Genomic DNA, 26414 nt, shown 5'->3' with positions numbered 1-26414 from the left:
GAATCACGGACAGCGCGGCGCTGACCAGGTAGCCGCCGGCCAGCAGCAGATGTTGCAGGCCCTGGTGCGGAGTAAGCACCGGAAAGGCTGACGGATAGAGCAGCGTCGAAGAGAGCAGTAGTGTGGCGACCGTCAGGCGATAGAGATTGAAATAACGCAGCGACTTCCAGTGCGTCTCGGAAAAGCGTTCCCGGCCGCTACCTGCGGTGTTCAACATCGCCATTCAGACGTCGTCGGGGCACGACTCGCGTAGATGCGCGGTACTGCAATAATAACGACCATTCGCCAGAATGCTTTCGCTGATCGGCTGATTGACGCCACAGCGGGCACACTGGACCATGCGCTCGGCCTCGCGCCCCCGGCGCGGGGGCGTCGTGTGGTCCGCCTGTCGCAACTTGCGCCAGATCCACCAGGCGCACAGCCCCAGCGCGATCAGCAAAAGGTATTTCGTCATCTCCGGGAAAGCCCTGCAGAACGGCCAAGCATAGCAGAAGACCGGGAGCACGTCCGGCGCAGGGACACGCCAGACAACCGAAGGAGGGGCGGCACCCGGAGCGCTCGGCTCCCAAACATAAGGCAAGTCTGACAGGCAACGGTTGGTCGGGGCGAGAGGATTCGAACCTCCGACTCCTGCGTCCCGAACGCAGTACTCTACCAGGCTGAGCTACGCCCCGACCGATGCGACGACAGCGCTAATGACTTCTAGCAACCGCGAAGAGGCACAATTCTAACAAGGAATCCTTGTATTGAGAAGCGGGAAGGAGTACCAACGACCGCGCGGCAAGCTCGGCCTCGGCAGACGCCTGTTGCCTGGCATACTCCAGAGCGCCGGTTGCACGAATTGCCGCCAGGACCTCGGGCAAATCGTCACGACCACCGTTCTCGATGACGCGCCGCACGCTGGCGACCTGATCAGGATTCCCGTTACGCAGAACGAAGATCAGCGGCAGGGTTGGCTTGCCCTCTGCCAGATCGTCGCCCAGATGCTTTCCGGTCTCCAGTTCGGCGCCCGAGTAATCGAGGACATCGTCGATCAACTGAAAGGCGGTCCCCAGGTGACCTCCGTACACCGCCATCGCCTGCTCGATCGCCGGTCTCGCGCCACCGATGATTGCTCCCAGTTGTGCCGCTGCCTCGAACAACTTGGCGGTCTTGTAGCGAATCACCTGCAGATAGTCCGCTTCGTTAACGTCCGCATCGTGGCAATTCATCAACTGCAGCACTTCACCCTCGGCGATGACGTTGGTGGCATTCGACAGCACCTGCATGACACGCATGTCGTTCACCGCCACCATCATCTGGAATGCGCGCGAGTACAGAAAGTCGCCCACCAGGACGCTCGCCGAATTGCCGAATATCGCGTTGGCCGTCTCGCGGCCACGCCGCAAATCCGAAGCATCAACCACATCATCGTGCAGCAAGGTAGCCGTGTGGATAAACTCGATCACCGCTGCAAGTTCGTGATGATGCGTGCCACGATAGCCCAGGGCGCCCGCCGCGAGCAGGACGAGAGCCGGCCGCAGTCGCTTGCCTCCACTGTGCACGATGTACTCCGCCACCTGCCGCACCAGAGCGACGTCGGAATGCAGGCGCTGATGGATGACCGCGTCCACAGCCCTCATATCCGGCCCGATCAGGTTGTAGAGTTGCTCCATTCTCACGACACGGCACCCTGGCACAAAAACTTGTGGATCTTAGGCGCCGCCCTCTCCTGCGTCAAGCCGGACGCTCCCGAAGCAATCGGAAAGGCTTTGACGAGCAGCGAAAAATAAGTAGAATACGCGGTTCTTCGCTTCATTTTGTTCAGTTTCCATCTAGCTATTTGGAGTCCAACATGTACGCGGTCATAAAAACCGGTGGCAAGCAGTATCGCGTTGTCAGCGGCGAAAAATTGAAAATAGAACAGATACCGGCAGAAGTTGGCGCAGAAATCAGCCTCGACCAGATCCTCATGCTTGGCGAAGGCGAAGCCGTACAGATTGGCACGCCGCTCGTCACCGGTGCCACGGTCAGGGCAACTGTGCTGTCGCAAGGCCGTCACGACAAGATTCGCATCTTCAAGATGCGTCGGCGCAAGCACTCGCAGAAGCATCAGGGTCATCGCCAGAATTACACCGAGATCCGCGTTGACACCATCTCTGGTGGCGCCACACCTGATCCCGCAGCCTGAATAGAGAAAGGAGTCTGACTCATGGCACACAAGAAAGCCGGCGGCAGCGTACGCACCGGCCGCGATTCGGAAGCAAAGCGTCTGGGCGTCAAGCGCTATGGCGGTCAACTCGTGCGTGCCGGCAACATCATTGTTCGCCAGCGCGGCACTGCCTACCATCCGGGCGAAAACATGGGCATCGGCAAGGATCATACCCTGTTTGCACTGGTGGATGGCCACGTCCGGTTCGCGATCAAAGGGGCGCTCAATCGGCGCACGGTAAGCATCGTCCCGCTTGCCGCTTGATCGGCGAACCGTTGGCTGGTGCAGGCCAGCCGACGCAGCCTGAAGCCCTATCCTTTCCGGTAGGGCTTTTTGTTTTCAATGCTGACCGCAGAGAGCGTGAGGTAGGGCCATGAAGTTCATCGACGAGGCGAAGATCGTGGTTGCCGCTGGCGACGGGGGCAACGGCATCGCCTCGTTCCGCCGCGAGAAGTATGAGCCGGAGGGCGGGCCTGACGGTGGTGACGGCGGTCACGGCGGCAACGTCCACTTTGTCGCCGACCGCAACGTCAACACACTGATCGAATACCGTTACGTCCACCGCTTTCGTGCCAGACGTGGCGAGAACGGCGGATCGAGCGACTGCTACGGCAAACGTGGACCGGACCTGACGCTGCGCGTACCGGTCGGTACGGTCATTGCCGATGTCAACACCAACCAGGTTCTTGCCGACCTCGATACCGACGGCAAGAAGGTTCTGCTGGCCAGGGGTGGCCGCGGCGGTCTGGGCAACATCCATTTCAAGTCGAGTGTCAATCGCACGCCGCGCCAATGCACGCGCGGCGAACCGGGGGAGCAGCGCGACTTGCGGCTTGAACTGCGACTGCTGGCCGATGTCGGCCTGCTGGGCCTGCCGAATGCCGGCAAGAGTACCTTCCTGCGCGCCGTGTCGGCGGCCCGTCCCAAGGTCGCCGATTACCCCTTTACCACCCTTGAACCCCACCTCGGGGTGGTGCGAGCGAGTCAGGACAGGAGTTTCGTCATCGCCGACATTCCGGGATTGATCGATGGCGCTGCCGATGGCGCCGGGCTCGGCATCCGCTTCCTCAAACACTTGACTCGCACGCGCCTGCTCCTGCACATCGTCGACCTGGTCCCGGCCGACCCAGCAGCAGATCCCGTCCGCGACGCGCTGACCGTGGTTCGTGAACTGGAAAAATATGATCCGGAACTCGCACGACGGCCACGCTGGCTGGTCCTCAACAAACTCGACCTGATCCCGGAGGACGAGCGCCAACAACGGGTGGCCGACTTCCTGCGGGCCTGCCCGGTGTGCACCGGCCCGACCTTCCGCATCAGTGCGCTGAGCGGTGACGGCTGTCGTGAGCTGACGCTGCAATTGCAGGAGGCGCTGGACCGCCTGCCCTCTCTCGAGCCAGTCTCCGGGGGAACCGAAGAATCCTTCCCCGACCATCTGTTCGACGAAGAAGAACCCTCCTGCCCATGACTGCCCCACGCACCGCCGCCGCCCGCCGACTGGTCGTCAAGGTAGGCTCCGCGCTGGTCACCAACAACGGTGAGGGCCTCGACCTCGCGGCCATCAATGACTGGGCCAGACAGATCGCCGAGTTGCGTCAGGTCGGCAAACAGGTCATTCTCGTCTCGTCCGGGGCCATTGCCTGCGGTCTGCAGCGCCTCGGCTGGCGCAAGCGCCCGCATGCCGTGCACGAACTGCAGGCGGCGGCGGCCGTCGGCCAAATGGGTCTGGCGCAGGTTTACGAAAGCGCCTTTGCCCGCTATGACCTGCACACCGCGCAGATCCTGCTGACCCACGACGACCTCGCCGACCGCAAGCGCTATCTCAATGCCCGCTCGGCACTGAGCACCCTGCTGCAGCTCGGGGTGGTGCCGATCATCAATGAAAACGATACCGTCGTCACCGACGAGATCAAGTTTGGCGACAATGACACGCTCGCAGCCCTGGTGGCCAACCTGGTCGAAGCCGACTGCCTGATCATTCTCACCGATCAACAGGGCCTGTTCACCGCCGACCCCCGCCGCGACCCGACCGCCACACTGATCCCGGAAGCGCGTGCCGGGCTCGCTGCGCTGGAAACGATGGCCGGCGGTGTCGGCACACAATTCGGCAAGGGTGGCATGATCACCAAGGTGATCGCTGCCAAGCGTGCGGCGCGCAGTGGTGCCCACACAGTGATTGCCAGCGGGCGAAGAGCGGACGTGCTGCTCCGCCTGGCACGAGGCGAACCGCTCGGTACGCTGCTGGTTTCGGAAACCCAGCCGCTCACCGCACGCAAACAATGGCTCGCCGACCACCTGCAACTCAATGGTCGACTGCTGCTCGACAGCGGCGCCATCCGGGCGCTGCAGAAAGGCAAGAGCCTGCTGCCGATCGGAGTGCTCGCCGTCCAGGGCGATTTCGAACGCGGCGCCGCCGTGGCCTGTGTCTCCAGCGCCGGGGAGGAAATAGCGCGTGGCCTGGTCAACTACGGCAGCAACGATGCCAAGAGGATCGCCCGTCACGCCAGCCAGGACATTGAAGACATTCTCGGCTACATCGACGAGCCCGAGATCATTCATCGCGACAACCTGATGCTGGCCTAGACCGCATCCTGCCCGGCAGTATGGAGCAGAGTACCGGCATCACCCGGCCCCTTTCGCCGCCACAGATGGATACCAACCCGCAATTCCCGATCACGGGCAGATCCTGTCACAGCTCTTCGTCTGATGCGCCATGCGACCGGGCCGTCCAATCGCCAGCAAACGGCAGCGCGGGTCAGAGCCGCGGCCGCCGATGAACACAAGAGACCTGTTCCCGCATGATGCAGCCCGGCAGGAACTGCACCGCAGCCACCTGGCCAACTTCGACCACCTGTGGTCCTTGAGCAGTGACTGGCATGAAGTCCCCAACCAGCGGCGCGGCGGCTGGAGCGGCGTCAGCCGGCATGTGCTGGCAGATGGCATGGCGATCTTCGTCAAACGCCAGGAAAACTACCTGTGCCGGACACTGCGTCACCCCCTCCGCGGCACCCCCACGTTTCATCGCGAATACCAGAACATCCTTCGCCTCAACCGACATGCGATCGGTACCCTGGAAGCGCTTTATTACGGCGACCGGGTGGTGGCCGGCGAGTGGCGCGCGATCCTCGTAACCCGCGCCCTCGATCAGTTCATCAGCCTCGACGAGTGGAACCTTGCCCATCAGCCCGACGTGCCGGGCGAGCGGCAATCCTTGATTGCGGCGATCGCCGATGCCTGCGCCCGCCTCCATCATCATCACCTGCAGCATGGCTGCCTTTATGGCAACCACGTCTTTGTCAGGCGCTTTCCGGAGTCCCCAGGCGGGTATCAGGAAAGCGATGTCCGCTTCATCGATCTCGAAAAACTACGCCGGGGCATCAGCCGGCGGCACGCCGGCGCACACGATCTGGACCAGTTGCAAAGGCACACCAGGGGCTGGACGGAAGACGACTGGCGAGCTTTCCGTCCGGCCTACCGGCAGCGGCTGGCCGAACTGCGTGCCGCTCGCAGCGCCCGCCGGATCAGTCAGCAACAGTCGTGACGGGTACCGGACAGCTCGCCCGGGGGCGGCCGGCTCAGGCCCGGCACGGCGGAACCCAACGGCCCAGCAGAACGGCTGCCGCGCACGCACAGCCGGCAGAAAAGCCGAAGGCCACGGCCGGGCTGACCGATTGCCATAGCCAGCCGAAGATGAGCGATGCGGGAAGGAGCATGAGTCCGGCGGTCAGGTTGAACCAGCCGTAAGCGGTTCCCAACTGCTGCGGGTCCACCAGGTCGGCCACCAGCGCCTTTTCGGCCCCCTCGGTGGCCGCGATGGACAGACCGTAGACTGCGAAGAGGGGCCACAGCAGCCATGTTTGACCGTCATGGAGGCCGAGTAGCAGATAAAACAGGCCATAGACGATCCAGCCGCCGATGATCAGACGCCGACGCCCCAGGCGGTCGGAGAGCGCCGAGAGCGGGGTGGACAAGAGCGCTGCGCTCAGCGACACCAGAGCCCAGAGCAGCGGCACCTGATACTCTGCCAGACCCAGTTCGCGTGCCCGCAGCAGCAGGAACATGTTGGATGAATTGCCCAGCGTGAACAGCAGCAGCACTCCCAGGTAGCGTTTGAAGGACAACGGCAGGCCCTGCAGGGTCCAGCTGAAAGGAACGGGCGGCGGCAAGCCATCCCGCTGCGGCTCCTTGACGACAAGCACCAGACCGACGGCCAGGAGGCCAGCCAGCGAAGCCGTGAGGAAGATGCTCGACAACGGCACTTGCGCGGCCATCAGCCAGGCCGCCAGCAAGGGGCCGACCACTGCTCCACAGTTGTCGAGCGCGCGATGCAGGCCGAAAGCGAGTCCGCGATTGCCGGGATCCACCGTCAGGGCCAACAGGGCATCGCGCGGCGACGAACGCAGGCCCTTGCCCACCCGGTCGGAGAAACGCAACAAGAGGAGCAGCGGCCAGGAAGTGACGAACGCAAGCAGCGCACGTGCAACCGCCGCCACCAGGTAACCGCTGACCAGCCATGGCTTGGTCGACCGCCGGCGATCTGCCAGCACCCCGGAAAGGAGTTTGAGCAGGCTCCCGGTCGCTTCGGCGACTCCCTCGATGATGCCCAGCACCTGCGGACCAGCCATCAACACCGATGCCAGATAGATCGGCAGCAAGGGGTAGATCAACTCGCTGCTGGCATCGTTGAAGAAACTCACCAGGCCGAGCAGCCAGACCGTTCTCGGCAATTGAATCAGACGCCTGAGCACCCTCTCCCCTCCCCCGGCGCCCCTGATGCGCGGCTAATCGTCAATCGTCAGGCCTGGCGGGTCCTTGGCGTCCGGATTGATGACGCCGAAGCCGGCTGGAATGCGCGAGTAGAACACCCGGATTCCCGCCTGGCGGATCAGGTCGAGCAAACGGCACTCTTCGTCCTCGGTAACCACGAACTCGACCTCGATGCTGCCGCTACCGGCCAGTTCGAAGAAGTGATTCTCATGCACTGCATGGCGGCGGCCGAAGCCGCCAATCGTACGAAATGCCGAGCCACCGCGAATTCCCAGCCGGTTACCCTGTTCGAGCAGCCATTCCCAGAGCAGAACCCCCCCGCAGTGTTCGCCTTCATTGACGTAGAGCCTCAGCAACGAACCTTTCATGACGGTCTCCACAACTTGCCGCGCCCGGGGTCCGGGCATCGCCTGCCGGTACCGCCCGACCGGCGCATCAATTGCTGCCTTTCACCCACAACACGGTAACGGAGCCGGCAAAGGTCATCACCACCGATCCCGCCACATGCGTCGCCACGATACCGAGCGACCAGAGCATGCGCCCCTGCTGCAACAGTGTGACGAGCTCGGCCGAAAACGTCGAGAAGGTGGTCAAGCCACCACAGAAGCCGGTAATCACCAGCAGGCGCCATTCCGGCGAGAGCGCCGGGGTCGTGGCGAAGAATGCCAGCGCGAGCCCGATCACGTAGGCACCGATCAGATTGGCCAGCAGCGTACCGGGCGGAATGGTCGGAAAGATCGCATTGAGCCTGATCCCGAGTTGCCAGCGCAAGAGGGCGCCGAGCGCAGCACCAACCGAGATGGCAACAATTGATTTCCACATGCAACCGCCCCGAAAACATGCCGCGTGTGCGCACCGGCCATTCGGCAACCCGCAGGTCGCCGGTCGCATTCCGGCGCCGGGCAGTGATCGGCTACCGGAAGCAGGCTGCCGCAGGAGGCATGGTCACCCCTCGCCAGACAATATAGCACCGATGCGCTTCCCTTGAACAGTCGGCGGTCGCGTGCGAGGAGGACGCACCACCCCGCTGAACCCCGCAACGGCCGCACAATTGCAGTTGGCCGGCCACGACATGACGGCCGAGTGTGCACTAGTTCCTTCAGTCGCCGACGGATGCGGGGCGATACTTTGCCCAGAGGTCACGATTGCGTCATTGCCTCCGACCTTGGCCTTGGCGTGAGCAGCGGGCGCCACGGCGACTGACAAGCCGCTGGTTGATGTGGTCCGTCTGTCCGGCTCGCGAGCCGGTTGTACAGGGAGTTCGAGATGAAAGTGATGATGGTGGTGGAAGGTAGCGAGTGCGCATTGCGCATCGAACCGGAGGATGAGGAAGGCCAGGCACTGCTGGCCGCCTTTGGGGTCCGTGGAACGTTCCAGACGAAACTCGCAGGCCATACCCCTGCCGACCGGCTGTCGGCAGAGCGGATCTGCGCGAGCTACGAAGGAGCACCGGTCGAACTCGACTGAGCAAAGCCCAGGCAGGCCAGGTCTTGCCGCCTGCCGGGAGCGGCGCATGCGGGCAGACCCACCCGGGGTGAGCTGCGGCGAGCTGTTTGCCGGCCGTCCGACCGCCGGCACGGGAACGACCACCGGAGCAGCGTGTTACAGTGTCACACTCCGCCGCCAGCGCGTACCCCTCCCCATGATGCCAAGAGCAAGCACGCCAACGGTTTCATCCCTGCGTATCTATCTGCGACTGCTCGGCTATCTGCGTCCCCTGCTCGGCCTGTTCGCAGTCAGCATCGTCGGCTATCTGATGTTCGCCTCGTCGCAGCCGATGCTGGCCGGGATTCTCAAGTACTTCGTCGATGGCCTCAATGCCGGAAAGGGTGCGACGCAACATGCGGTTCCCCTGCTTGGCGACCTTGAACTGATCTACGCCGTACCCTTGCTGCTGCTGCTCGCCGTCACCTGGCAGGGACTCGGATCCTTTCTCGGCAACTACTATCTTTCCAGGGTATCGCTGGGGCTGGTCGACGACCTGCGTCGCGCCCTGTTCGACAGCCTGCTCCGCCTGCCGAATACGTACTTCGACCAGCACAATTCGGGGCACCTGATCTCGCGTATCACCTACGACGTGACCATGGTGACCGGGGCCGCCACCGACGCGATCAAGGTTGTCATTCGGGAAGGGATGACGATCATTTTCCTGTTCGGCTACCTGCTCTGGATGAACTGGAAGCTCACCCTGCTGATGCTGGCCATCCTGCCGATCATCGGCCTCATGGTGCGCAGCGCCAGCCGGAAGTTTCGCAAACAGAGCAGGAAGATTCAGGTGGCGATGGGCGACCTGACGCATGTGGCATCGGAAACCATCCAGGGCTACCGGGTGGTACGCAGTTTCGGTGGCGAGGACTACGAATCGGAACGCTTCCGGGCAGCCAGCGCCAACAACATGGCCAGACAGTTGCGCATGGTCAGGACGGCGTCCAGCTACGGCCCGGCCTTGCAGTTCGTCACCTTCAGCACGATGGCCGCCCTGCTGGTTCTCGTTCTCCTGCTGCGCGGTGATGCCACGGCCGGCGACCTGGTCGCCTACATCACGGCTGCCGGCCTGCTGCCGAAACCGATTCGCCAGCTCTCCGAGGTCAGCTCGACCATCCAGAAGGGGCTGGCCGGCGCCGAGAGCATTTTTGCCCAGCTCGATGAAATCCCGGAGCCCGATCACGGCACGGTCGAACGTGACCGCGTCAGCGGCCGACTGGAGATCAGGGATCTCTCCTTCACCTACCCCGGCGGCAACCAACCCGTGCTGCAGGCGATCAGCTTCGCGATCGAACCCGGGCAGATGGTCGCGCTGGTCGGTCGCTCGGGCAGCGGCAAGTCGACACTGGCCAACCTCATCCCGCGCTTCTACCACCACGGATCGGGACAGATCCTGATCGACGGGGTAGACGTCGAGAATTACACGCTGCGCAATCTGCGCCGGCACATCGCTCTGGTGACGCAGCAGGTCGTTCTGTTCAATGACACGGTGCGCAGCAACATCGCCTATGGCGACCTCTCCGAGGCGCCGCACAGCGCCATTGAAGCGGCCGCCGAGGCGGCCTACGCACGCGAGTTCATCGACCGCCTGCCGGAGGGCTTCGCCACCCTGGTCGGCGAGAACGGAGTGATGCTCTCGGGCGGGCAACGTCAGCGGCTGGCGATTGCCCGGGCGCTGCTCAAGAATGCGCCGATCCTGATTCTCGACGAGGCGACCTCGGCCCTCGACACGGAGTCGGAACGCCACATCCAGACCGCGCTCGACCGGGTGATGGCGGGGCGCACGACCCTGGTCATCGCCCACCGCCTGTCGACCGTCGAACGCGCCGACCTGATCCTGGTCATGGATCAGGGACGCATCGTCGAACGCGGCGGTCATGCCGAGTTGCTCGCCGCCAACGGCCATTACACCCGCCTGCACGCGATGCAGTTCACCGAGGCAGCGGAGGCGGCACCGGCGGACACGGCAGACTGACCAACCGCCACCCGGGAGCTGATGGCCGATTGCCCTCAGGCAGGCGGCAGCCGCTCGTCGAGCCAGCGATATAGCACGCAGCCAGGCGGCCAGTTGCGCAGCAGGCGCGCCCGGTCGCGACGCCAGGCGCGCGCATGGACGGCCGCCGAGCGATGCTGGCGCATTGCGTCGAGATCGATCACCACCACCCGCCCGGCGTGCCAGAGAAGATTGGTCGCCTTGAGATCGCCGTGGCTGATGCGCTGCCGGTGCATCGTTTCGAACAGGGCCAGGATGGCGCGTGCCTCGGCAGCGGGCGGCTCGCGGTCGGCGGCGAGATGATCGAGCAGATTCGGTCCCGGACAGAATTCGCTGACCAACCAGGCGCGCCGGCGCAGCGGCCCCAGTCGTTCCTCGATCAAGGCGAGCGGCAGCGGCGTCGCAATACCGACAAACTGCAGGCGGTGCGCCTCGCGCCAGGAGTGCCAGGCCCGGCTCGGACGCCAGGCGCGGCTCAGCGCGTGGCTCAAGCTCTTGAGATTGTAACGCTTGACCAGCAGATCGTCGGCACCGGCGGTCACGCGCGCCACGGTGCACGTGCCGCCATCCTTGAAAACCGTGCTGCGGCTGATGGCACCATCCGGATCGGCGAGCAGCGCCGCCAGTCGGCCGGCCTGCTGCCGGAGCACGGAGCTGAAGTGACTGGCGTCATGCTCGACCGCGAAGAGACTGCACTCGCGAACGGTCTTGGCCAGATAGTCGTTCAGTCGCCAGTTCCTCACCCGCTCGATCTGCTGCGTCAACTTCTGCACGTCGGGCAGTGCCCCGGCAGCATAGGCCGGCAACAAGGTCCCGAGAAACCTGTCCCACTCCGCCGGCAACTGCGCCAGCAACACCGCCAGGTTGGCACAGGCGTGCGACGCAGCGAGCGGCCGTCCCCGGCTGATCACCCGCACCGCGTCGCCGTCGACGATCAACAGGCTGCCCGCATGACGCAGAAAATTGCCCAGATGGAGATCGTCGTGCACCAGACCGGCAGCGTGCAGCCGCCCGACCAGGCCGAGCGCCGGGGCGAGCGCCGCCACCGCCTCGGCATCGCCCGGCGGCCGCTCGCGCAAGCGCTGCCAGGCCTCGGCCAGACTTTCCGCAGGATCGAGAAACTCGCTCAGCAAAGCATGGCCGCCGTCGGCCAGCGGCGTGGCACCGAACAGCACCGGTGTCGGCACGCCGGCCAGGCGAAGCGCCTCGAGACCGGCACGCTCACGCTGCCAGTGGCGTTCGCTGCGCCGTCCGATGAACAGCTTTGCCAGCACCCGCCGGCCCGCCACTTCGGCTTCGCCGACCAGGCGCTTGGCGGGCAGCACGCGCAACAGGCGGCGCATGATCAGCGGGCGCCCGTCGGCCAGCGCCAGCCGGAAAGGCACGGCCGGTTCGCGGCCCGCCAGCCGGAGTTGACTGGTGACTGTCCAGGGCACTGTGGTCATGGTCGTTCACCCGTTCGCCGGTCTATTCCCGACCCGCGAAGAACTGGAGGATGCGCGCGATGCGCTTGCGGTCACCTTCGTCAAGCCGGGAATGCTGCATGTAGTCGAGGAAGAAACGCAGGCGCTGGCAGCGCGACAGGCACTGCTTCGCCAGCTTGTCGAGACAGGCGAGGTCCTTGATGATCCGGTAGTCGAGCAGCGCACCGCGGTAAAAGCTGCCGCTCGGGCAGTCGATCAGGTAGACCGTCGGTGAAGGTGCGCCATCGACCAGCAGGTTGCGCCACTTCAGATCGTTATGGGCGAATCCGGCCTGGTGCAGGGTCCGCGCAATGTCGGCGACCTGCCGCGCGACCGACGCCACCCAGCGCCGATCCTGCAGGCGTGCATCGTTGGTTTCCGCCATCCGGGCCAGGTCCATCGTATCGCGAATCTCCTCGGTCACCAGAGCGCCACGTGCAAAGCTCCCGCAGCGACGCTCCAGGCCATAGGCCACGAGCGTGGCGGTCGGAATTCCCCAGCTCCGAAAAGCCAGCAGGTTCTGCCATTCGGCGCGCACCCGCGGTCGCCCGAACCAGCGACGCAAGCCAAACCAGCGGCGCACGATGCTCTTGCCCTGGGCGCTGCGGCTGTACCGCTTGATGTAGTAGCGACGCTCGCCAAGGCTGACGCGCAGCACCCTGCTGAGCGGATCGGAAGTGATCAGTTCGCCGTCGAGCAGAAAGACGCGATCGATGTCGCCAAACAGGGCCGCCACCGGGCTGGCCGAAAACTGCGGGTTGACGTACCAGTACTTCACGTCATCTCACCCCGGGCAAGCTTGCGTACATAACGTGCCTGCAGACGCTGCGCCTCACTGCTCAGTTCCGCCAGCAGGCGCGCCTCCTGGCACAGCACCAGCCGCAGCGGGCGGCAAAAATAGGCCTTCAGGAAGCGCAGCAAGTCGCGCTGCGTCAGGCCGATGTCGAGCGCCGAAAAATGAAGTGCGGCGAGATCCTTGTCACGCCAGCGGCGTGGTGTGTTCGCCCTGACCTGTGCCCGGTGCAGGTCGATCAGCGAAAGCCGGAGCCGTTCGGCCGTCGGCGGTGGGTCGAGGTGGAGCAGGAAATGACAGAGATAGAAGTCACGATGGTTGACCCCGCCCGTGTGCATGAGCCTCGCCATCTCGGCGACGCGATCGAGCAAGGCGCGCTTCAGCCCGACAGCGGGCGGACTGGCCGGCCAGGCAGCGCAGAAATCCTCCAGGCTGACCGTCGGCGCCAGTTCTTCGGTGACGATGAACGAGAGCTGGCGCGCCGGATTTTCGCCGCGCCGGCCGAAAGCAACCGGCCGCATGGTATCGACGCCAAGTTCGCGCAAGCGCCGGATCGCTCGCCACTCGTTCTCGGCGCCGAGGACCGGCAGGCGCAGGCGAAGCAGGTTCTTGACGATCTCCGCCCAGCCAACCCCGCGGTGAATCTTGACGAAATAGCCACGTCCCGCGATTTCCGTGCGCAGGGTGCGGCGTGCCTCGAGTTCGCGAAACACTTCGCCAGCCAGCGTCTCGACCGCAGCAAAGGGATCGCCTGCCGACCACAGCGAGCGAAACGGCTCGTCGAGACAAAGGACGTGCGACTTCATCGCAAGATCACGTCGGCCGCCTGTTCGGCATTGCCATAGATGTCGGCGTGCTCGGCATAGGCCAGACCGTTGGCCTGCCAGCGCCGGCGTGCCGCCTCATCGTTCAGCATGTACCGCAATGCCCGGTCGAGAGCGGCCTGTTCGAACGGCTCGGGGAGTACCACCCCGGCATCGGCCTCGGCGATGTAATGCGCATAACCGCAGGCACTGGTGGTGAGCACCGGCAGGCCCGCCACCACCGCCTCGAGCAGCACCATGCCGGCCGTTTCATTGTAGGCAGGATGGATCAGCAGGTCGGCGCCGAGAAGAAAGCGCGGGATGTCCGCCCGACCGGGCAGAATGCTGACACGTTCGGCCAGGCCGAGCAGGCGCGCCTGACCCTGAAAGAAACGCGGATCATCGTCGCCGATGGCCATCAGCCGGCAGCGGCTGCCGAGCGCCGGCGGCAAGGAAGCCAGCGCTTTCAGGCTGCGATCCAGTCCCTTGGTCCTGAAGCCCGAGCCGACCTGCAACAGCAGGTAGCCGCCGTGCAGCCCGAACTCGCTGCGCAGCGCCGCGCGAATCTCCGGCGCCTCGGGGGGCGCCCGACGGTCGCGCGCAATACCGGGCGGCAGCAGGTGGAAGCGTTCATCCGCAGTGCCGTAGTACTTCTGGAACAGCCGCTGTTGCAGCGGCGCGAGCGTCAGGATCGCGGTCTGGCTGTGCGCTCCGAAGACCGCCCGCTCGTAGGCGGCGAAATGGCGGTAGCGCCCTGTCCAGCGGTAGAGCGGGCCGCGCAAGGTGCGCGCCTTGTCCTCGAAACAGGGATCGGCAGCGAAATAGACATCGAGACCCGGCATCTTGTTGAAGCCGACCACCCGGTCGGCCGGATGAGCCGCCAGATGCCTCGACACCCAGGTGGTGAAACGGACATAACGCCGCTGATTGGTCAGCCCGCGCGCCGGAACCAGCCGCAGGTCGAAACCGGCAGGGAGCTCGCCACGCCATTCGAGCGTGTAGACGCGGATCGCATGACCGCGCTCCTGGCAAGCCAGCGCAATACGCAGGAAATCGCGCTGCAGGCCGCCGAACGGGAAGTACTTGTAGAGACAAAAGGCGATCTGCATCAGTCACTCCCCGTCCCGCCGAGCAGCCGGTCACCGGACGCAGCCATCACACCGGCGGTCCGTCGGTGGCAGGCGGCGGAGACTCGCTGTTCCTTCGCCCCTTGTAGCGGTTGTAACCCCACAGGTACTGACCCGGACATTGACGAATCAGGTGTTCGATCTCGTGGTTGATCTGTTGCGCCCGCTCCTCGATACTGCCGCGGATCGGCTGGGTCGGTTGCTGCAGGTGGAAATGGTAACCGGCACCCGCCGGCAGGCGTTCCGCCCAGACCATGATCACCGTGGCGCCGTCCGCGAGACGCGCGGCGAGCGTCATGGTGTATGCCGGTTTGCCGAAGAAGTCGAGCCAGCGCCCTTCCCCCGCCTTGGGCGCCTGATCCGGCAACATGCCGACCGCTTCACCGCGGCGCAGCGCCTTGATCAGGCTGCGCACGCCCGCCAGATCGGCCGCCGCCAGATGCAGTTGCGCGCGCGCCCGCCCCGTTTCGATCATCGCCTGCAGCCACACCCGCTTGGGCGGCCGGTAAAGCACGGTGATCGGTGCCCGGGTGGAAAGATACTGCGCCGTGATCTCGAAACAACCGAGATGCGGCGTCAGATAGAGAATCCCCTTGCCGCTGCGCATGGCCGCCTCGGCCAGTTCCCAACCCGAGACCGCGACCACCCGCGCCGCCGCCTCGTCGAGCGGTCGCAGCCAGATGCGCGCCAGTTCGAGGGCGCCCTTGCCGGCCTCCCGGATGGCCATCGGCTGCACCCGTCCGGCCTCGGCGTCACCCAGGGCGAGCCGCATGTTCTCGCGCATGTGCCGGCGGTAGGTCGGCGAAAACAACCAGGTGAGCCAGCCAAGCAGCGCACCCAGCGCATGCAGCCACGACAGCGGCAAGTGGCTGAAAAAGCGAAACAAGCTAAGCACTCGGGAGTCCGTTCGCGGTTGCTGTGAGATATTTGGCAGGTGGTCGCGCAATGAGCTTTGACGGGCGTGCCAGAGAAAAACTATAATTATCCATCCGCCGAGTTAATCAGGACAACTTGCAGGGCGGAGGGCGCCGCAGAAGCGGCCACCAAATACTGCTAAAGCGTCGTCTGCTCGAACCCCGGAGCCGGCCACGCGGCCGTTTCGGGGTTTTTCTTTTTTGGAGCAGAAGTCGCGTGAGCAAAGAATATCTCTTCACCTCGGAATCGGTGTCCGAAGGCCATCCCGACAAGGTCGCCGACCAGATTTCAGACGCCATCCTTGATGCCATCCTGAGCGATGACCCGCCGGCGCGGGTGGCCTGCGAAACCCTGGTCTCCACCGGGCTGGTCGTCATCTCGGGCGAAATCACCACCAAAGCACACATCAATTATCGCGAGATCGCTCAGGAGGCAGTGCGGCGCATCGGTTACGACAACTCCGAAATCGGCTTCGACTACAAGAGTTGCGCCATTCTGACCGCCATCAACCGCCAGTCGCCGGATATCGCACAAGGCGTCAACGAGGGGCAGGGCATCGACCTCGACCAGGGTGCCGGTGACCAGGGTCTGATGTTCGGCTACGCCTGCAACGAGACCGCCTCGCTGATGCCGCTGCCGATCCACTACGCCCACCGCATCATGCAGCGTCAGGCCGAGGTGCGACGCGACGGTCGCCTGCCGTGGCTGCGCCCGGACGCCAAGAGCCAGCTCAGCGTGCGCTACATCGACGGACGACCGGTGTCGATCGACACCGTCGTCGTGTCGACGCAGCACGACCCCGACGTGTCGCACGCCCAGATCTCGGAAGCCATCATCGAGGAAGTGATCAAGCCGGTGGTGCCCGGTGAACTGTTGACCGGCAACACCCGCTATCTGGTCAACCCGACCGGCCGCTTCGTCGTCGGCGGTCCGCACGGTGACTGTGGCCTGACCGGCCGCAAGATCATCGTCGACACCTATGGCGGTGCCGCGCGGCACGGCGGCGGCGCCTTCTCGGGCAAGGACCCGTCGAAGGTCGACCGTTCGGCCGCCTATGCCGCACGCTACGTCGCCAAGAATGTCGTCGCAGCCGGCCTGGCCGAGCGCTGCGAGGTGCAGGTGGCCTACGCGATCGGTGTCGCCCGGCCGGTCTCGCTGATGGTCAATACCTTCGGCACCGGCAGGGTGAGCGACGAACTGATCGTCGAGCTGATCGGCAAGCACTTCGATCTGCGTCCGAAAGGCATCATCCAGACGCTCAACCTGCTCCGCCCGATCTACCGCAAGACCGCCGCCTACGGCCACTTCGGACGGGATGAACCGGAGTTCACCTGGGAGGCAACCGACAAGGCCATCCTCCTGCGCGCTGAGGCCGGCCTCGCCTAAGCCACTTCGCCCAGCCCAACCCAAGGGGGGCCGTGCGGCCCCTTTTTTCTCCAGACGCTGCCAAACACCACCAACCATCCACATTCCGCGGTATAAACGGACGTACCCAGACCCTGCGCAACCAGCCAAGACCTGCCATGCTCAAGCGGATCAGCGTCCGACACCTCACCGTCGGCATGTACCTCAAGGAATTCTGCGGTTCCTGGATGGAGCATCCTTTTCTGCGCTCCTCCTTCGTCATCAGGGACGCGCAGGAAATTACCGCGATCCTGGCGAGCAGCATCAAGGAAGTCTGGATCGACACCGCCAAGGGACGGGATGTTCAGCCCGACGAACCGGCCACCTCGACAGCAGTAGCGGGGACCGAAGTCCACACCGAGCTGACCGGGGCGACCAGCGAGCAAAGCGACCTCGTCCCGGTCATCGCCGCTGCCGAATTCGCCCGTGCGGCCAGGATCGTCGCCCACTCGCGCCAGGCCGTCGCCTCGATGTTCGAGGAGGCACGCCTGGGCAAGGTGGTCGACACCGGCGGCGCGCAGCGCCTGGTGCAGGAGATCTCCGACTCGGTCAGCCGCAACGCCGGGGCGCTGATCAGCCTGGCGCGCCTGAAGACGGCCGACGATTACACCTACTTGCATTCGGTGGCGGTCTGCGCCCTGATGCTCGCCCTCGCCAGGCAACTGGCACTCGACGAACAACAGACCCGCCAGGCCGGCATTGCCGGGCTGTTGCACGATCTCGGCAAGGCAGCCATGCCGATCGAGGTGCTCAACAAGCCCGGCAAGCTGACCGATGCCGAGTTCGCGATCATCAGGTCGCACCCGGAGGCAGGTTACCGGATGCTGTGCGGGGCCGATGGCGTCGACCCGGTGACACTCGACGTCGTTCTCCACCACCACGAGAAGACCGACGGCTCAGGCTACCCGGCGCATCTGGAAGACGGACAGATCAGCCTGTTCGCCAGGATGGCGGCGGTCTGCGACGTCTATGACGCGATCACCTCCAACCGCCCCTACAAGGCCGGCTGGGACCCCGCCGAATCCCTGCGCAAGATGGCCGAATGGAGCACCGGACACTTCGACCCACGCGTCTTCCAGGCTTTCGTCAAGAGCATCGGCATCTATCCGATCGGTTCGCTGGTCCTGCTGAGCTGCGGTCGTCTCGGGGTGGTCATCGAGCAGGGAGCGGGATCGCTGCTCACTCCGCAGGTCAAGGTCTTCTTCTCGACCCGTTCCGGGGCACGTCTGCGCCCCGAGGTCATCAACCTCGGGCAACCCGCCTGTCCGTTCAGGATCGTCAGCCGCGAGGATCCGGCCAAGTGGAATTTCCCGGACCTCAACGAAATGTGGTGCGGCCGGCCGGGCTGAAGCCCAGGGCAGGCCTCCCCCAGCCTCATCTCGATTCGCCGACCCAGCCGGGGATGTGGCGCGACCTGCCCACTGCGATTCATGACAGTCGCCCGTGCCCCGCACGCGACCGCAAAGCGCTCAGCCCAGCAGGGCCAGGGCAGCACCTCACTTATGCTGACCGCGAGCGCCGACCAGGCGTGCCGTCGACGTCCCGGTCTCGTGCCCGAAGAGGCTCCAGCCCTGATACTGCGCGTGGGTGAAGAAGGCCAGTGCGAGCAGGCCGGCGAGCCAGTTGGTCTTGATCATCTCAGTCCTCGTCCGTCCGGCTGCCACCACTGCCCGGTTCGTCGCCGAGGTCGCTGTCGCGCCAGCGACGTGCTTCGAAGGCATCGCGCCGCCAGCGCGAGACGAGCGGGAAGATCGCCAGGAAGATCAGCAACAGCACATAGTTGGACCAGCCCGTCGGGTTGCGCACCACCTCGAGCGTGTCGACCACCGACTCGGCGTTGTCCTTGCCCAGCTCGTATTCGATCACCAGATGATAGGTCCCGGCGGGCACCGCCTGGAAAACCATCTCGTCGGCGGGCGACCCTTCGGACCAGCCCTCGCCATCCTCGACGCCCTTGTAGTGACTGATTTCCTGCAGACCGAGGTAGGCCTCACCGGTGTTCTTCTCGACCAGTGTGGTGTTGAGCGACAGCCAGTTGTTGAGCAGGTTGGTGTCATGGCGCACGAGCAGCGCCCGCGCGCGCTTCCTGAGCACGAAATCCTGGCTGATCAAGGTCGCCTCGTCGTTCTGTGGCGTCAGGACGAGGCGCTGTCTGAGTACCACCTGCGAGGCGAAGAGGAAGGCGAAGACGAGTTGCACGATGGTCGCTGCCAGAGCGAGCTGCCAGAACAGGCGACACGTCGCGCGGTGCGTCTCGGCCAGCGGGTTGGGTTGATTAGCGTAGACCCCGCGGCGCTTGGGCGGTGGCGTCCTGATGCCAAAGCCGGCGCACAACTCGACGGGGGACAGATATTCGCCTTGCGACCAGGTGGCCTCGCGGGCGTTCACCTCGCGCGACAGCAGTAGCGGCGGACAGACATAGTCCTCGAAGTCACAGCGTTCGCCCACCGCCACCCGCCAGTAGAATTCACCGACGACATAGATCACCTCGGCCTGACCACTGTTGAAGCGTTTGAATTCCTGCCCGTCGTGCCTGAACTTCGCTTGCCCGCGACCAACCGCTGGGGGGTTCGCCAGACTGCGCGCGAAGTTCCAGTGACCCTGGTCCTCGATCAGCCAGGCAAAGCCTTGCTGCGCGTCGAACAGCAGATATTCCGACCACGAGTAATCGCTGCCTGGCGAACCGCCGCTCCGGCGCAGGAAGCCGATCACCCGCCAGTCGCTGCCGAACAGCCTGCCCTGGCTGCCGAGCGGCAGCCAGGGCACTTCCCGCAAGGACTGTGCGGCGTGCGCGAGCAATCTGAAGTTCTCGTTCTCGACACCGATGATCGAACCGCAACTGTCGCAGGCAATGCTTTCGATGGCCGCCGAGTGAATGGCCAGCGGCGCCGCACAGTGCGGGCAATTGAAGGCGCGCGCGTCGACCTGCGACGCTCCCTCGGCAGCCGGCGGGCGTTCCGCCCGCAGATTGTCGAGCTGCAGATCGGCGAAGGCCACCGCCTGGCCGACGAAGACCAGGGGCGGTGTCTCGCTGTAGTCGATGGTCAGGCAGCGACCGTTGCCACGCAGATCAGCGGTTTGCACTGCGTAGCCGGCCGCCACCTTGAAGGGCAATTCTCCCTCGCCTGCGATGCAGCGCGCGGTCGCCAGATCGCTGACGATGAAACGACGCCCATCGAGGATGACCGGCATCTCGGGCGCCAGCGTCGCAAAGGCCGGCAGCGGATCGCTGACCGCCACCTGTGCGCTGACGATCAGTTCGCCAGCGGCTTCCGCCAGCCATGCACTCCGCCCGTCGTCGAACAGGATATGCCACTCATTCCAGAAACCTGCTTCATACTTGAGCTGAATGCGGCCGATGACGGCAAAGTGCCGGCGGCGAAAGCTGCCGCTGCTGCCGATCTGGAGCCGTGAGCTGTCTTCGAGCAGGTCGGCCATCCGCCCGAGGTTCTGCAGATCCTCGCCGCTGCGCAACAGCGTGCTGCGGCAGAAAGCGCAGACGACATAGATCGAGGTCGCCGCACGAAAGACGACCGGCGCTGCGCAGGACGGGCAACTGGCTCGCTTCACGGGCAGGGGTCCGGCGCCTTCGCCAAATCAGGCGAGCCGCAAGGGTCAGCCGAGACGGCTCAGCAAGTCGGCTTTCTTGGCGTCGAATTCGGCCTGCGACAGGATTCCCTTGCCGACCAGAGCGTGCAGCTTTTCCAGCGTCGCGACCACCTCGTCGGCACTGGCGGGTGGCACTGCGGCACTCGGCCGGGCGGTCGCCGGCGTGGCCTGCGCCAGTGCCGCGCTCATCGTCTGGCCGATGCCGAGGCCGGCCCCCAGACCGGCGCCCAGACCGGCAATCCCGCCCTCGTTCTGCGCCGCCAGCGGAATGCTGGTGGCCACCTGGTATTGCGTGTAGTGGCCCAGGTCACCGATCATGTTCATGCCGATGCGGGTGTCGAGGATCTTCTGCAGCTCCTCCGGCAGCGAGACGTTCTGCACGACGAAACTGTCGAGCGCCAACCCGTAACGCTCGAAAACTGTTGCCAGCCTGGCCTTGAGCGTGCGGCCGAGCTCGTCCTGGTTGGCTGCCATGTCGATGAAGGGCACCCCCGATTCACCGAACAGGTCGGTCATCGAAGCGATCACCAGATTGCGCAATTGCCCGTCGAGGTCGGCCACGGTGTACTGCTCGCGAGTCCCCGAAATCTCGCTGTGAAACTTGCGCGGATCGGTCAGCTTGTACGAGTAGATGCCGAAGGCGCGCAGCCGCACCATGCCGAAATCCTTGTCGCGAATGGTGACCGGATTCGGCGTTCCCCACTTGCAGTCGAGTTGCAGGCGGGTCGAGAAGAAGTAGACATCCGACTTGAAGGGAGACTCGAAAAGCTTGTCCCAGTTCTTCAGGTAGGTCAGCAGCGGCAGGGTGCGCGTCGTCAGCGTATACAGGCCGGGGCCGAAAACGTCGGCAACCTGCCCTTCGTTGACGAAAACGGCCATCTGCGATTCGCGGACCGTCAGTTGCGCGCCGTACTGAATCTCGAAATCCTGCATCGGATAGCGCTGGGCGAGCACGCCATCGCCCTCCTCGGTCCATTGAATGACATCGATGAACTGTTTTCTGATGAAATCCATGAGCGCCATGGCGATCTCCCGCAGCAGGTGGTGACAACCTGGCGCCCGGGCGGACGTCAGGGGGAAAGGAAATGGTCAGTAGGTCATGCAGGCGGCGTTGATCAGACCGACCGTGAGCGAGGCGATCGCCAGCAGGATGGCCGGGGCGATGCGCCCGGCCGGAATGTCCTCGTTCAGTTGCGGCAGCGTCAGGCGGATCGCCAGGTAGGCGAGAACCTGGATGACGCCGGCAATGGCGCCCCAGGCCACCAGATCGATCAGGGTATCGCTGTGCGCGATCACATTGGCAACCGGCAGGGCAAAGCCGAGCAGAGCGCCTGACAGGCTGACCGCGGCCGCACTGTTGCCGGCACGGATCAGCGCCACTTCGTGGTAGGGAGTGAGGTTGAGATAGACCAGCAGGAAAAGCGCCAGCAACCCCATCGCCACGGCAAAGTAGGCCAGAAAGGCGGGCAACATGGCCAACAGGTGGGTGGGCATCACGCTTCTCCTGTTTTCCGGCGCCCGAGAAGCGCCGGGATGTCTTTTCATCTGGTGACAGCGTAGCGTACCAGGCCGTTGAGGACCAGATTGTCCACCAGACGGAAAGGGATCTGCAAGTGCTCGACCAGGCGGGCGGCGGCACCACCGGTCAACAGACAGCGCGCGCCCGCGGCGTCGGCGATGCCGGCGAACATCCGCTCGATCGCCCCGAGTTGCGCCTGCAGGCAGCCGCTGACGATGGCATCCATGGTGTTGCGCGGTGCCGCACGAAAAACGCCGTTGGCGAGCGGCAACTGCGCCGTATTGCGCGCCAGTGCAGCGCGCATCAGCTCAAATCCGGGCAGGATGAGCCCCCCCTGGAACACCCCCTCCGCGTCGAGCAGATCGACCGTGGTCGCAGTGCCGGCGCAGACCACCAGGCAGGCGCTGTCGGATTCGGCGCGTGCACCGATCAGCGCCGCCCAGCGATCGGCGCCAAGCTGCGCCGGTGAGTCGTAGGCATTGCGCACACCGCAAGCGGCGGCACTGGCGTGCAGGAAGGAAACGGCGGTCCGGCGACCGGCAAGTACGGACGAAAGGCTCGCCGCGACGCTGGCTCCGGCAACATTGCAGACCACTGCGGACGCTGCGGCCGGCCATTCGTCGGCCGCCTCGGCGAGCCAGACGACGTCAGCGGTCGCCAGTACGCCGCTGTCCAGCCAGCGACTACCGTCATGGACGCCCCATTTGATCCGGCTGTTGCCGGCGTCGATCGCGATGATCATGCGACACGCAGCGACAGGTCGCCCGACAGACAACGTTCGATTCCGGCTGGCGTCTGCAGCAGTAGTGCCCCGTCATCATCCGCCCCGAGACAAAGCCCTTCGCCCTGGATTCTGCCGCCGTCCAGCAAGCGCACCGGCCGTTGTTGCCATGCATGATGCGCCTGCCAAGCGCTGCGCAGGCCGCTGAAACCGACCTGATCGAAACGATCGAGCACCACCGCCAGTTCGTTCAACACCGCGGCCAGCAAGCAATGCCGGTCGGGCAACGGCGACAGGGTCTGTGCCAGTGCCGCCGGGGGATGCAGGAATTCCTCTTCACCGGCGGGCGGCAACTGCAGGTTGAGACCGATGCCGATCACCGCCAGCATGCCGCCGGGTGACGACTCCAGTTCGATCAGGATGCCGCCCACCTTGCCGCCATCGAGCAGGATATCGTTTGGCCACTTGAGTCCGACGCCGCTGGCACCGGAGTGCTCGAGGGCACGTGCGACGGCCAGTCCGACCGCCAGCGACAGGCCCGAGAGGCGCGCCAGCGCCCCGCTGAAGCGCCAGAGCAGGGAAAAGGTCAGCCCGGCCGCCGGCGAGGACAGCCAGTGGCGGCCACGCCGGCCACGCCCGGCGGTTTGCCGGTCAGCCACCAACAGCGAACCGGACACGGCACCCTGTTGTGCCCGTTCGAGCAGCAGGGTGCTGGTCGAACTGCATTCGGCCAGCGCCTCGATCGTGAAGCGTTCGCTCAGCGGGCCGAGCAGCGCGGCGACGCGGGCCGGATCGATCAGACAGGGAAAGGAAGACTGGGCCATGGCTTGCGTCATCGGGAGCATGGCCACCATTATCGCCGATATCCCGCCGCTCAGGCTTCCCGCTCGTCGCCCCCGCCACCGTTGATGCCGAGCTCCTGAATCTTGCGCGTGATCGTGTTGCGCCCGATGCCGAGCGCCTGCGCCGCTTCGATCCGGCGGCCTCCCGTATACGTCAGGGCGCGGCTGATCAGCACGCGCTCGAAGGCATGCGTCAGTTTTTCATGCACCTGGCCGGGATCACCGAGCAAAAGTCGGTCCACCTCCTGCGCCAGGGCACTTTCCCAATCCTCATCAGGCACCGCGGGTCCCGCTTCGCGCAGCTCGGGCGGCAGGTCGGCCAGTTCGACCAGTTGGCCGGGAGCCATCACGGTCAACCAGTGGCAGAGATTTTCGAGCTGGCGGACGTTGCCCGAGAAATCGAGCGAGCAAAGGTGTTTCAATGCGGCGTCGGAGAAGCGCTTGCCTTCGACCCCGAGTTCCTTGGCACTCTTCTGCAGAAAGTGGCGTGCCAGGATCGGAATGTCCTCGCGACGTTCACGCAGACTGGGCAGGCGCACGCGAATCACGTTCAGCCGATGGAAGAGATCCTCGCGGAAAAGTCCCTGCCTGACCCGCGCTTCGAGATCCTGGTGCGTGGCAGCGATGATGCGCACCCTGGTTTTCAGTGGCGAATGGCCGCCCACCCGATAATAATGACCATCCGACAGCACCCGCAGCAGCCTCGTCTGCAACTCCGCCGGCATGTCGCCGATCTCGTCGAGAAACAGGGTGCCACCTTCAGCCTGTTCGAATCGCCCTTGCCGCTGCGCCGCCGCGCCGGTGAAGGCGCCACGTTCGTGGCCGAAGAGCTCCGATTCCAAGAGGTCACGCGGAATCGCCGCCGTATTGATGGCGATGAAAGGCTTGTCCGCCCGCGGACTGTGGCGATGCACGGCACGCGCCACCAATTCCTTGCCGGAGCCCGACTCGCCGGTGATTAGGACGGTGGCACTGGACTGGCTCAGTCGTCCGATGGCACGGAAGACCTCCTGCATCGCCGGCGCCTGACCGAGAATCTCGGGGGTCAGGCCCACCTCATTCGGCGCACCACTCTGGTGCAGGCTTTCGCCGATCGCACGCCGGATCAGTTCCAGCGCCTGGTCGACGTCGAAGGGTTTGGGCAGGTATTCGAAAGCCCCGCCCCGGAACGCCGACACCGCACTGTCGAGATCCGAATAGGCAGTCATGATGATCACCGGCAGCGCCGGGAAGCGCTCCTTGAACACCTGCAGCAACTCCAGCCCCGACTGACCCGGCATGCGAATATCGGAGACCAGCACCTGCGGCGCTTCGCCTCCAGCATCGAGGCGCGCCAGCGCTTCGGTTGCCGACGCGAAACTGCAGAATGGAATCTTTTCGCGCGCCAGGGTCTTCTCGAGGACCCAACGGATTGACTTGTCGTCGTCAACGATCCACACCGGTTTCATTGATTCCTCGGGAAGCTTGGCAATTGTCATCGAACTGTCTTCACCGGGAAGCAAAAAACCTGCCAGCCTGTTCAGATGAGCGGCAAACGGATCGTGAAACAGGTGCGACCGGGCTGGCTGTCGCATTCGATCGTGCCCTGGTGTTGCTGCACGAAGCTTTGCGCCAGGGTGAGGCCGAGACCGCTGCCGCCGGTCCGCCCGGACACCAGCGGGTAGAACATGCGTTCGCGAATGTCCTCGGCGATCCCCGGTCCATCGTCGATCACCTGTACCTCGAGCGCCAGGCGGTGGCGTCGCTTGAACAGGGTGACCTGACGCGCGGCACGGGTACGCAGGGTGATCTGACCGGGCGGGGACACACTGCCGTCGGGATGCCGGGTGATCGCCTGGGCAGCGTTCCTGGCAATGTTCAGAAAGACCTGGATCAACTGCTCGCGATCGCCAATCAGCTCTGGCAGACTGGTATCGTAATCGCGTTGGACGCCGAGCGCGGTTGGAAATTCGGCAGTCAGCAGGCTGCGCACCCGTTCAAGAATCTCGTGAATGTTCACCGGACCCGGCTGCATCGGGCGATGTGGCGAGAGCAGGCGGCGCATCAGATCCTGCAGGCGATCGGCTTCCTTGATGATGACCTGGGTATACTCGCGCAGGCCGGGATTGTTGAGTTCGTGTTCGAGCAACTGGGCGGCGCCGCGGATGCCACCCAGCGGATTCTTGATTTCGTGCACCAGGTTGCGGATCAGTTCGCGACTGGCGTGCTGCTGCTCGACCAGGCGCTCTTCGCGTGTCGCGCGTAGCTGCTGGTCGATGGGCCACAACTCGACCAGCAGACGGGCAGCCGGGGCATCGACCGGGTTCACGGTGCAGTTCAGTTGCAGCAACTCGCCACCAGCCAGACGCAACTCGATGTTCTGCCCAGTGAAACCCCAGCGATGCTCGAGCACGCTGCCCAGCGCCAGCAGCAGTTTCGCCGGGCATTCGATGACGCTGTCCAGGCGACAACCGACGAAGAGCTTTTGACTGATCGCCAGCAGGTTCTCGGCAGCCGGATTGAGATAGCGAATGGTCAGACGCTCGTCAAGCAGGGCCACCGCCGATGAGAGCAGATCCAGGCCACCGAAGGGATTCCCCGAGACGTCAGGCATCGGGTCCGAGCGACCGGAATTCGCGTGAACGATCAGCGAAGATTGGCAATTTCCTTCTGGATGGCCTCGATATTGCGCTGATGCAGCGCGACTTTATCCTTGTAGGGCTGCAGCCGCTCCTGCACCTTGCCGCCGCTGATCGCCCCGCCCTGCATGCGCTCGTTCGGCAGCACGATTGCCTCCTGTTCG

27 protein-coding genes, 1 tRNA gene and 1 pseudogene are annotated in these 26414 nt (G+C 64.7%); 9 read left to right on the top strand and 20 right to left on the bottom strand.

Annotated features, from left to right (window positions below):
* The 4 genes and pseudogenes from JNK99_RS09855 to JNK99_RS09840 all read right to left on the bottom strand — a co-directional run.
* Positions 1 to 223 (bottom strand): annotated as a pseudogene (locus JNK99_RS09855) (histidine kinase); the annotation flags it as partial.
* On the bottom strand, positions 224 to 454 hold the full coding sequence (locus JNK99_RS09850) for a PP0621 family protein (protein WP_291852109.1): 231 nt from the start codon (positions 452 to 454) through the stop codon (positions 224 to 226).
* A 143-nt stretch (positions 455 to 597) separates the two neighbouring features.
* Positions 598 to 674: transfer RNA gene (locus JNK99_RS09845), tRNA-Pro, on the bottom strand.
* Positions 675 to 692: 18 nt separating this feature from the next.
* On the bottom strand, positions 693 to 1661 hold the full coding sequence (locus tag JNK99_RS09840) for a polyprenyl synthetase family protein (protein WP_291852107.1): 969 nt from the start codon (positions 1659 to 1661) through the stop codon (positions 693 to 695).
* Positions 1662 to 1834: 173 nt separating this feature from the next.
* On the opposite strand from JNK99_RS09840, the gene rplU reads away from it, so the two are divergent.
* From rplU to JNK99_RS09815, 5 genes are all read left to right on the top strand, one after another.
* Entirely contained in the window at positions 1835 to 2170 is a 336-nt protein-coding gene (rplU, locus tag JNK99_RS09835; protein ID WP_291852104.1) for a 50S ribosomal protein L21, read from the top strand.
* Between the two features lie 21 nt (positions 2171 to 2191).
* Complete coding sequence (rpmA, locus tag JNK99_RS09830; RefSeq protein ID WP_291852102.1) at positions 2192 to 2455, top strand: 50S ribosomal protein L27; 264 nt, start codon at positions 2192 to 2194, stop codon at positions 2453 to 2455.
* Between the two features lie 109 nt (positions 2456 to 2564).
* The gene (gene cgtA / locus JNK99_RS09825; RefSeq protein WP_291852099.1) at positions 2565 to 3659 is read left to right on the top strand and encodes an Obg family GTPase CgtA; all 1095 of its coding nucleotides are present in this window, start codon (positions 2565 to 2567) and stop codon (positions 3657 to 3659) included.
* Positions 3656 to 4774, top strand: a complete 1119-nt coding sequence (gene proB / locus JNK99_RS09820; RefSeq protein WP_291852096.1) for a glutamate 5-kinase — start codon at positions 3656 to 3658, stop codon at positions 4772 to 4774. Before cgtA ends, proB begins: the two co-directional genes overlap by 4 nt.
* 190 nt (positions 4775 to 4964) lie before the next feature.
* The gene (locus tag JNK99_RS09815) at positions 4965 to 5732 is read left to right on the top strand and encodes a lipopolysaccharide kinase InaA family protein (protein WP_291852093.1); all 768 of its coding nucleotides are present in this window, start codon (positions 4965 to 4967) and stop codon (positions 5730 to 5732) included.
* Positions 5733 to 5766: 34 nt separating this feature from the next.
* On the opposite strand, the gene JNK99_RS09810 is transcribed toward JNK99_RS09815, so the two are convergent.
* The 3 genes from JNK99_RS09810 to crcB form a co-directional block, all read right to left on the bottom strand.
* Positions 5767 to 6939: an MFS transporter gene (locus JNK99_RS09810; protein WP_291852090.1), complete on the bottom strand. Its 1173-nt coding sequence runs from the start codon at positions 6937 to 6939 to the stop codon at positions 5767 to 5769.
* Between the two features lie 33 nt (positions 6940 to 6972).
* Complete coding sequence (locus tag JNK99_RS09805) at positions 6973 to 7326, bottom strand: DUF190 domain-containing protein (protein WP_291852087.1); 354 nt, start codon at positions 7324 to 7326, stop codon at positions 6973 to 6975.
* A 67-nt stretch (positions 7327 to 7393) separates the two neighbouring features.
* Positions 7394 to 7780 carry a fluoride efflux transporter CrcB gene (gene crcB / locus JNK99_RS09800; protein ID WP_291852084.1) on the bottom strand — a complete coding sequence of 129 codons (387 nt, stop codon included), beginning with the start codon at positions 7778 to 7780 and terminating at the stop codon, positions 7394 to 7396.
* Positions 7781 to 8224: 444 nt separating this feature from the next.
* Between crcB and JNK99_RS09795 the strand changes: the two genes are divergently transcribed.
* A complete protein-coding gene (locus JNK99_RS09795) occupies positions 8225 to 8425 on the top strand; it encodes a hypothetical protein (RefSeq protein WP_291852081.1) in 201 nt (66 codons plus the stop codon).
* A gap of 175 nt (positions 8426 to 8600) precedes the next feature.
* Entirely contained in the window at positions 8601 to 10418 is a 1818-nt protein-coding gene (gene msbA, locus JNK99_RS09790) for a lipid A export permease/ATP-binding protein MsbA (protein ID WP_291852114.1), read from the top strand.
* A gap of 35 nt (positions 10419 to 10453) precedes the next feature.
* Here msbA and JNK99_RS09785 read toward each other — a convergent pair whose 3' ends face one another.
* The 5 genes from JNK99_RS09785 to JNK99_RS09765 are packed head-to-tail and all read right to left on the bottom strand — an operon-like array spanning position 10454 to position 15517.
* A complete protein-coding gene (locus JNK99_RS09785) occupies positions 10454 to 11881 on the bottom strand; it encodes a lipopolysaccharide kinase InaA family protein (RefSeq protein WP_291852079.1) in 1428 nt (475 codons plus the stop codon).
* A gap of 22 nt (positions 11882 to 11903) precedes the next feature.
* Positions 11904 to 12677 carry a lipopolysaccharide kinase InaA family protein gene (locus JNK99_RS09780; RefSeq protein WP_291852076.1) on the bottom strand — a complete coding sequence of 258 codons (774 nt, stop codon included), beginning with the start codon at positions 12675 to 12677 and terminating at the stop codon, positions 11904 to 11906.
* A complete protein-coding gene (gene rfaP / locus JNK99_RS09775) occupies positions 12674 to 13498 on the bottom strand; it encodes a lipopolysaccharide core heptose(I) kinase RfaP (RefSeq protein ID WP_291852073.1) in 825 nt (274 codons plus the stop codon). The genes JNK99_RS09780 and rfaP overlap by 4 nt, the downstream gene beginning before the upstream one ends.
* Positions 13495 to 14604, bottom strand: coding sequence for a glycosyltransferase family 4 protein (locus JNK99_RS09770; RefSeq protein ID WP_291852070.1), 1110 nt, complete (start codon positions 14602 to 14604; stop codon positions 13495 to 13497). Before JNK99_RS09770 ends, rfaP begins: the two co-directional genes overlap by 4 nt.
* 46 nt (positions 14605 to 14650) lie before the next feature.
* Positions 14651 to 15517 carry a lysophospholipid acyltransferase family protein gene (locus tag JNK99_RS09765; protein WP_291852067.1) on the bottom strand — a complete coding sequence of 289 codons (867 nt, stop codon included), beginning with the start codon at positions 15515 to 15517 and terminating at the stop codon, positions 14651 to 14653.
* Between the two features lie 236 nt (positions 15518 to 15753).
* On the opposite strand from JNK99_RS09765, the gene metK reads away from it, so the two are divergent.
* The gene (metK, locus tag JNK99_RS09760; RefSeq protein WP_291852064.1) at positions 15754 to 16923 is read left to right on the top strand and encodes a methionine adenosyltransferase; all 1170 of its coding nucleotides are present in this window, start codon (positions 15754 to 15756) and stop codon (positions 16921 to 16923) included.
* A gap of 137 nt (positions 16924 to 17060) precedes the next feature.
* On the top strand, positions 17061 to 18290 hold the full coding sequence (locus JNK99_RS09755) for an HD-GYP domain-containing protein (protein ID WP_291852060.1): 1230 nt from the start codon (positions 17061 to 17063) through the stop codon (positions 18288 to 18290).
* Positions 18291 to 18437: 147 nt separating this feature from the next.
* On the opposite strand, the gene JNK99_RS09750 is transcribed toward JNK99_RS09755, so the two are convergent.
* The 8 genes from JNK99_RS09750 to glnL all read right to left on the bottom strand — a co-directional run bounded on the left by JNK99_RS09750 (position 18438) and on the right by glnL (position 26225).
* A complete protein-coding gene (locus JNK99_RS09750; RefSeq protein ID WP_291852058.1) occupies positions 18438 to 18578 on the bottom strand; it encodes a hypothetical protein in 141 nt (46 codons plus the stop codon).
* Position 18579: 1 nt separating this feature from the next.
* Complete coding sequence (locus JNK99_RS09745; RefSeq protein ID WP_291852055.1) at positions 18580 to 20511, bottom strand: DUF4178 domain-containing protein; 1932 nt, start codon at positions 20509 to 20511, stop codon at positions 18580 to 18582.
* Between the two features lie 45 nt (positions 20512 to 20556).
* On the bottom strand, positions 20557 to 21573 hold the full coding sequence (locus JNK99_RS09740; RefSeq protein WP_291852052.1) for an SPFH domain-containing protein: 1017 nt from the start codon (positions 21571 to 21573) through the stop codon (positions 20557 to 20559).
* 66 nt (positions 21574 to 21639) lie between these two features.
* On the bottom strand, positions 21640 to 22044 hold the full coding sequence (locus tag JNK99_RS09735) for a DUF350 domain-containing protein (RefSeq protein WP_291852050.1): 405 nt from the start codon (positions 22042 to 22044) through the stop codon (positions 21640 to 21642).
* A 47-nt stretch (positions 22045 to 22091) separates the two neighbouring features.
* Positions 22092 to 22811 carry a type III pantothenate kinase gene (locus tag JNK99_RS09730; protein ID WP_291852047.1) on the bottom strand — a complete coding sequence of 240 codons (720 nt, stop codon included), beginning with the start codon at positions 22809 to 22811 and terminating at the stop codon, positions 22092 to 22094.
* Positions 22808 to 23644 carry a biotin--[acetyl-CoA-carboxylase] ligase gene (locus JNK99_RS09725; protein ID WP_291852045.1) on the bottom strand — a complete coding sequence of 279 codons (837 nt, stop codon included), beginning with the start codon at positions 23642 to 23644 and terminating at the stop codon, positions 22808 to 22810. The genes JNK99_RS09730 and JNK99_RS09725 overlap by 4 nt, the downstream gene beginning before the upstream one ends.
* Positions 23645 to 23664: 20 nt before the next feature.
* Entirely contained in the window at positions 23665 to 25080 is a 1416-nt protein-coding gene (gene ntrC, locus JNK99_RS09720; protein ID WP_291852111.1) for a nitrogen regulation protein NR(I), read from the bottom strand.
* Between the two features lie 71 nt (positions 25081 to 25151).
* Positions 25152 to 26225: a nitrogen regulation protein NR(II) gene (gene glnL / locus JNK99_RS09715; RefSeq protein WP_291852042.1), complete on the bottom strand. Its 1074-nt coding sequence runs from the start codon at positions 26223 to 26225 to the stop codon at positions 25152 to 25154.
* Positions 26226 to 26414: the final 189 nt, after the last annotated feature.

Origin of the sequence: Accumulibacter sp. (assembly GCF_016789985.1) — a bacterium.
Classification (GTDB): Bacteria; Pseudomonadota; Gammaproteobacteria; order Burkholderiales; family Rhodocyclaceae; genus Accumulibacter.
This window is presented reverse-complemented; position numbering and strand designations above follow the sequence as displayed.

Bases quoted from the DNA above. Each gene is read 5' to 3' on its own strand.
- JNK99_RS09740 (WP_291852052.1), bottom strand. From the start codon at position 21,573: ATGGCGCTCATGGATTTCATCAGAAAACAGTTCATCGATGTCATTCAA.
- JNK99_RS09770 (WP_291852070.1), bottom strand. From the start codon at position 14,604: ATGCAGATCGCCTTTTGTCTCTACAAGTACTTCCCGTTCGGCGGCCTG.
- JNK99_RS09750 (WP_291852058.1), bottom strand. From the start codon at position 18,578: ATGATCAAGACCAACTGGCTCGCCGGCCTGCTCGCACTGGCCTTCTTC.
- JNK99_RS09815 (WP_291852093.1), top strand. From the start codon at position 4,965: ATGAACACAAGAGACCTGTTCCCGCATGATGCAGCCCGGCAGGAACTG.
- JNK99_RS09735 (WP_291852050.1), bottom strand. From the start codon at position 22,044: ATGCCCACCCACCTGTTGGCCATGTTGCCCGCCTTTCTGGCCTACTTT.
- JNK99_RS09795 (WP_291852081.1), top strand. From the start codon at position 8,225: ATGAAAGTGATGATGGTGGTGGAAGGTAGCGAGTGCGCATTGCGCATC.
- rfaP (WP_291852073.1), bottom strand. From the start codon at position 13,498: ATGAAGTCGCACGTCCTTTGTCTCGACGAGCCGTTTCGCTCGCTGTGG.
- JNK99_RS09755 (WP_291852060.1), top strand. From the start codon at position 17,061: ATGCTCAAGCGGATCAGCGTCCGACACCTCACCGTCGGCATGTACCTC.
- rplU (WP_291852104.1), top strand. From the start codon at position 1,835: ATGTACGCGGTCATAAAAACCGGTGGCAAGCAGTATCGCGTTGTCAGC.
- JNK99_RS09725 (WP_291852045.1), bottom strand. From the start codon at position 23,644: ATGGTGGCCATGCTCCCGATGACGCAAGCCATGGCCCAGTCTTCCTTT.
- JNK99_RS09785 (WP_291852079.1), bottom strand. From the start codon at position 11,881: ATGACCACAGTGCCCTGGACAGTCACCAGTCAACTCCGGCTGGCGGGC.
- cgtA (WP_291852099.1), top strand. From the start codon at position 2,565: ATGAAGTTCATCGACGAGGCGAAGATCGTGGTTGCCGCTGGCGACGGG.
- JNK99_RS09850 (WP_291852109.1), bottom strand. From the start codon at position 454: ATGACGAAATACCTTTTGCTGATCGCGCTGGGGCTGTGCGCCTGGTGG.
- ntrC (WP_291852111.1), bottom strand. From the start codon at position 25,080: ATGAAACCGGTGTGGATCGTTGACGACGACAAGTCAATCCGTTGGGTC.
- glnL (WP_291852042.1), bottom strand. From the start codon at position 26,225: ATGCCTGACGTCTCGGGGAATCCCTTCGGTGGCCTGGATCTGCTCTCA.
- msbA (WP_291852114.1), top strand. From the start codon at position 8,601: ATGATGCCAAGAGCAAGCACGCCAACGGTTTCATCCCTGCGTATCTAT.
- JNK99_RS09730 (WP_291852047.1), bottom strand. From the start codon at position 22,811: ATGATCATCGCGATCGACGCCGGCAACAGCCGGATCAAATGGGGCGTC.
- rpmA (WP_291852102.1), top strand. From the start codon at position 2,192: ATGGCACACAAGAAAGCCGGCGGCAGCGTACGCACCGGCCGCGATTCG.
- proB (WP_291852096.1), top strand. From the start codon at position 3,656: ATGACTGCCCCACGCACCGCCGCCGCCCGCCGACTGGTCGTCAAGGTA.
- crcB (WP_291852084.1), bottom strand. From the start codon at position 7,780: ATGTGGAAATCAATTGTTGCCATCTCGGTTGGTGCTGCGCTCGGCGCC.
- JNK99_RS09805 (WP_291852087.1), bottom strand. From the start codon at position 7,326: ATGAAAGGTTCGTTGCTGAGGCTCTACGTCAATGAAGGCGAACACTGC.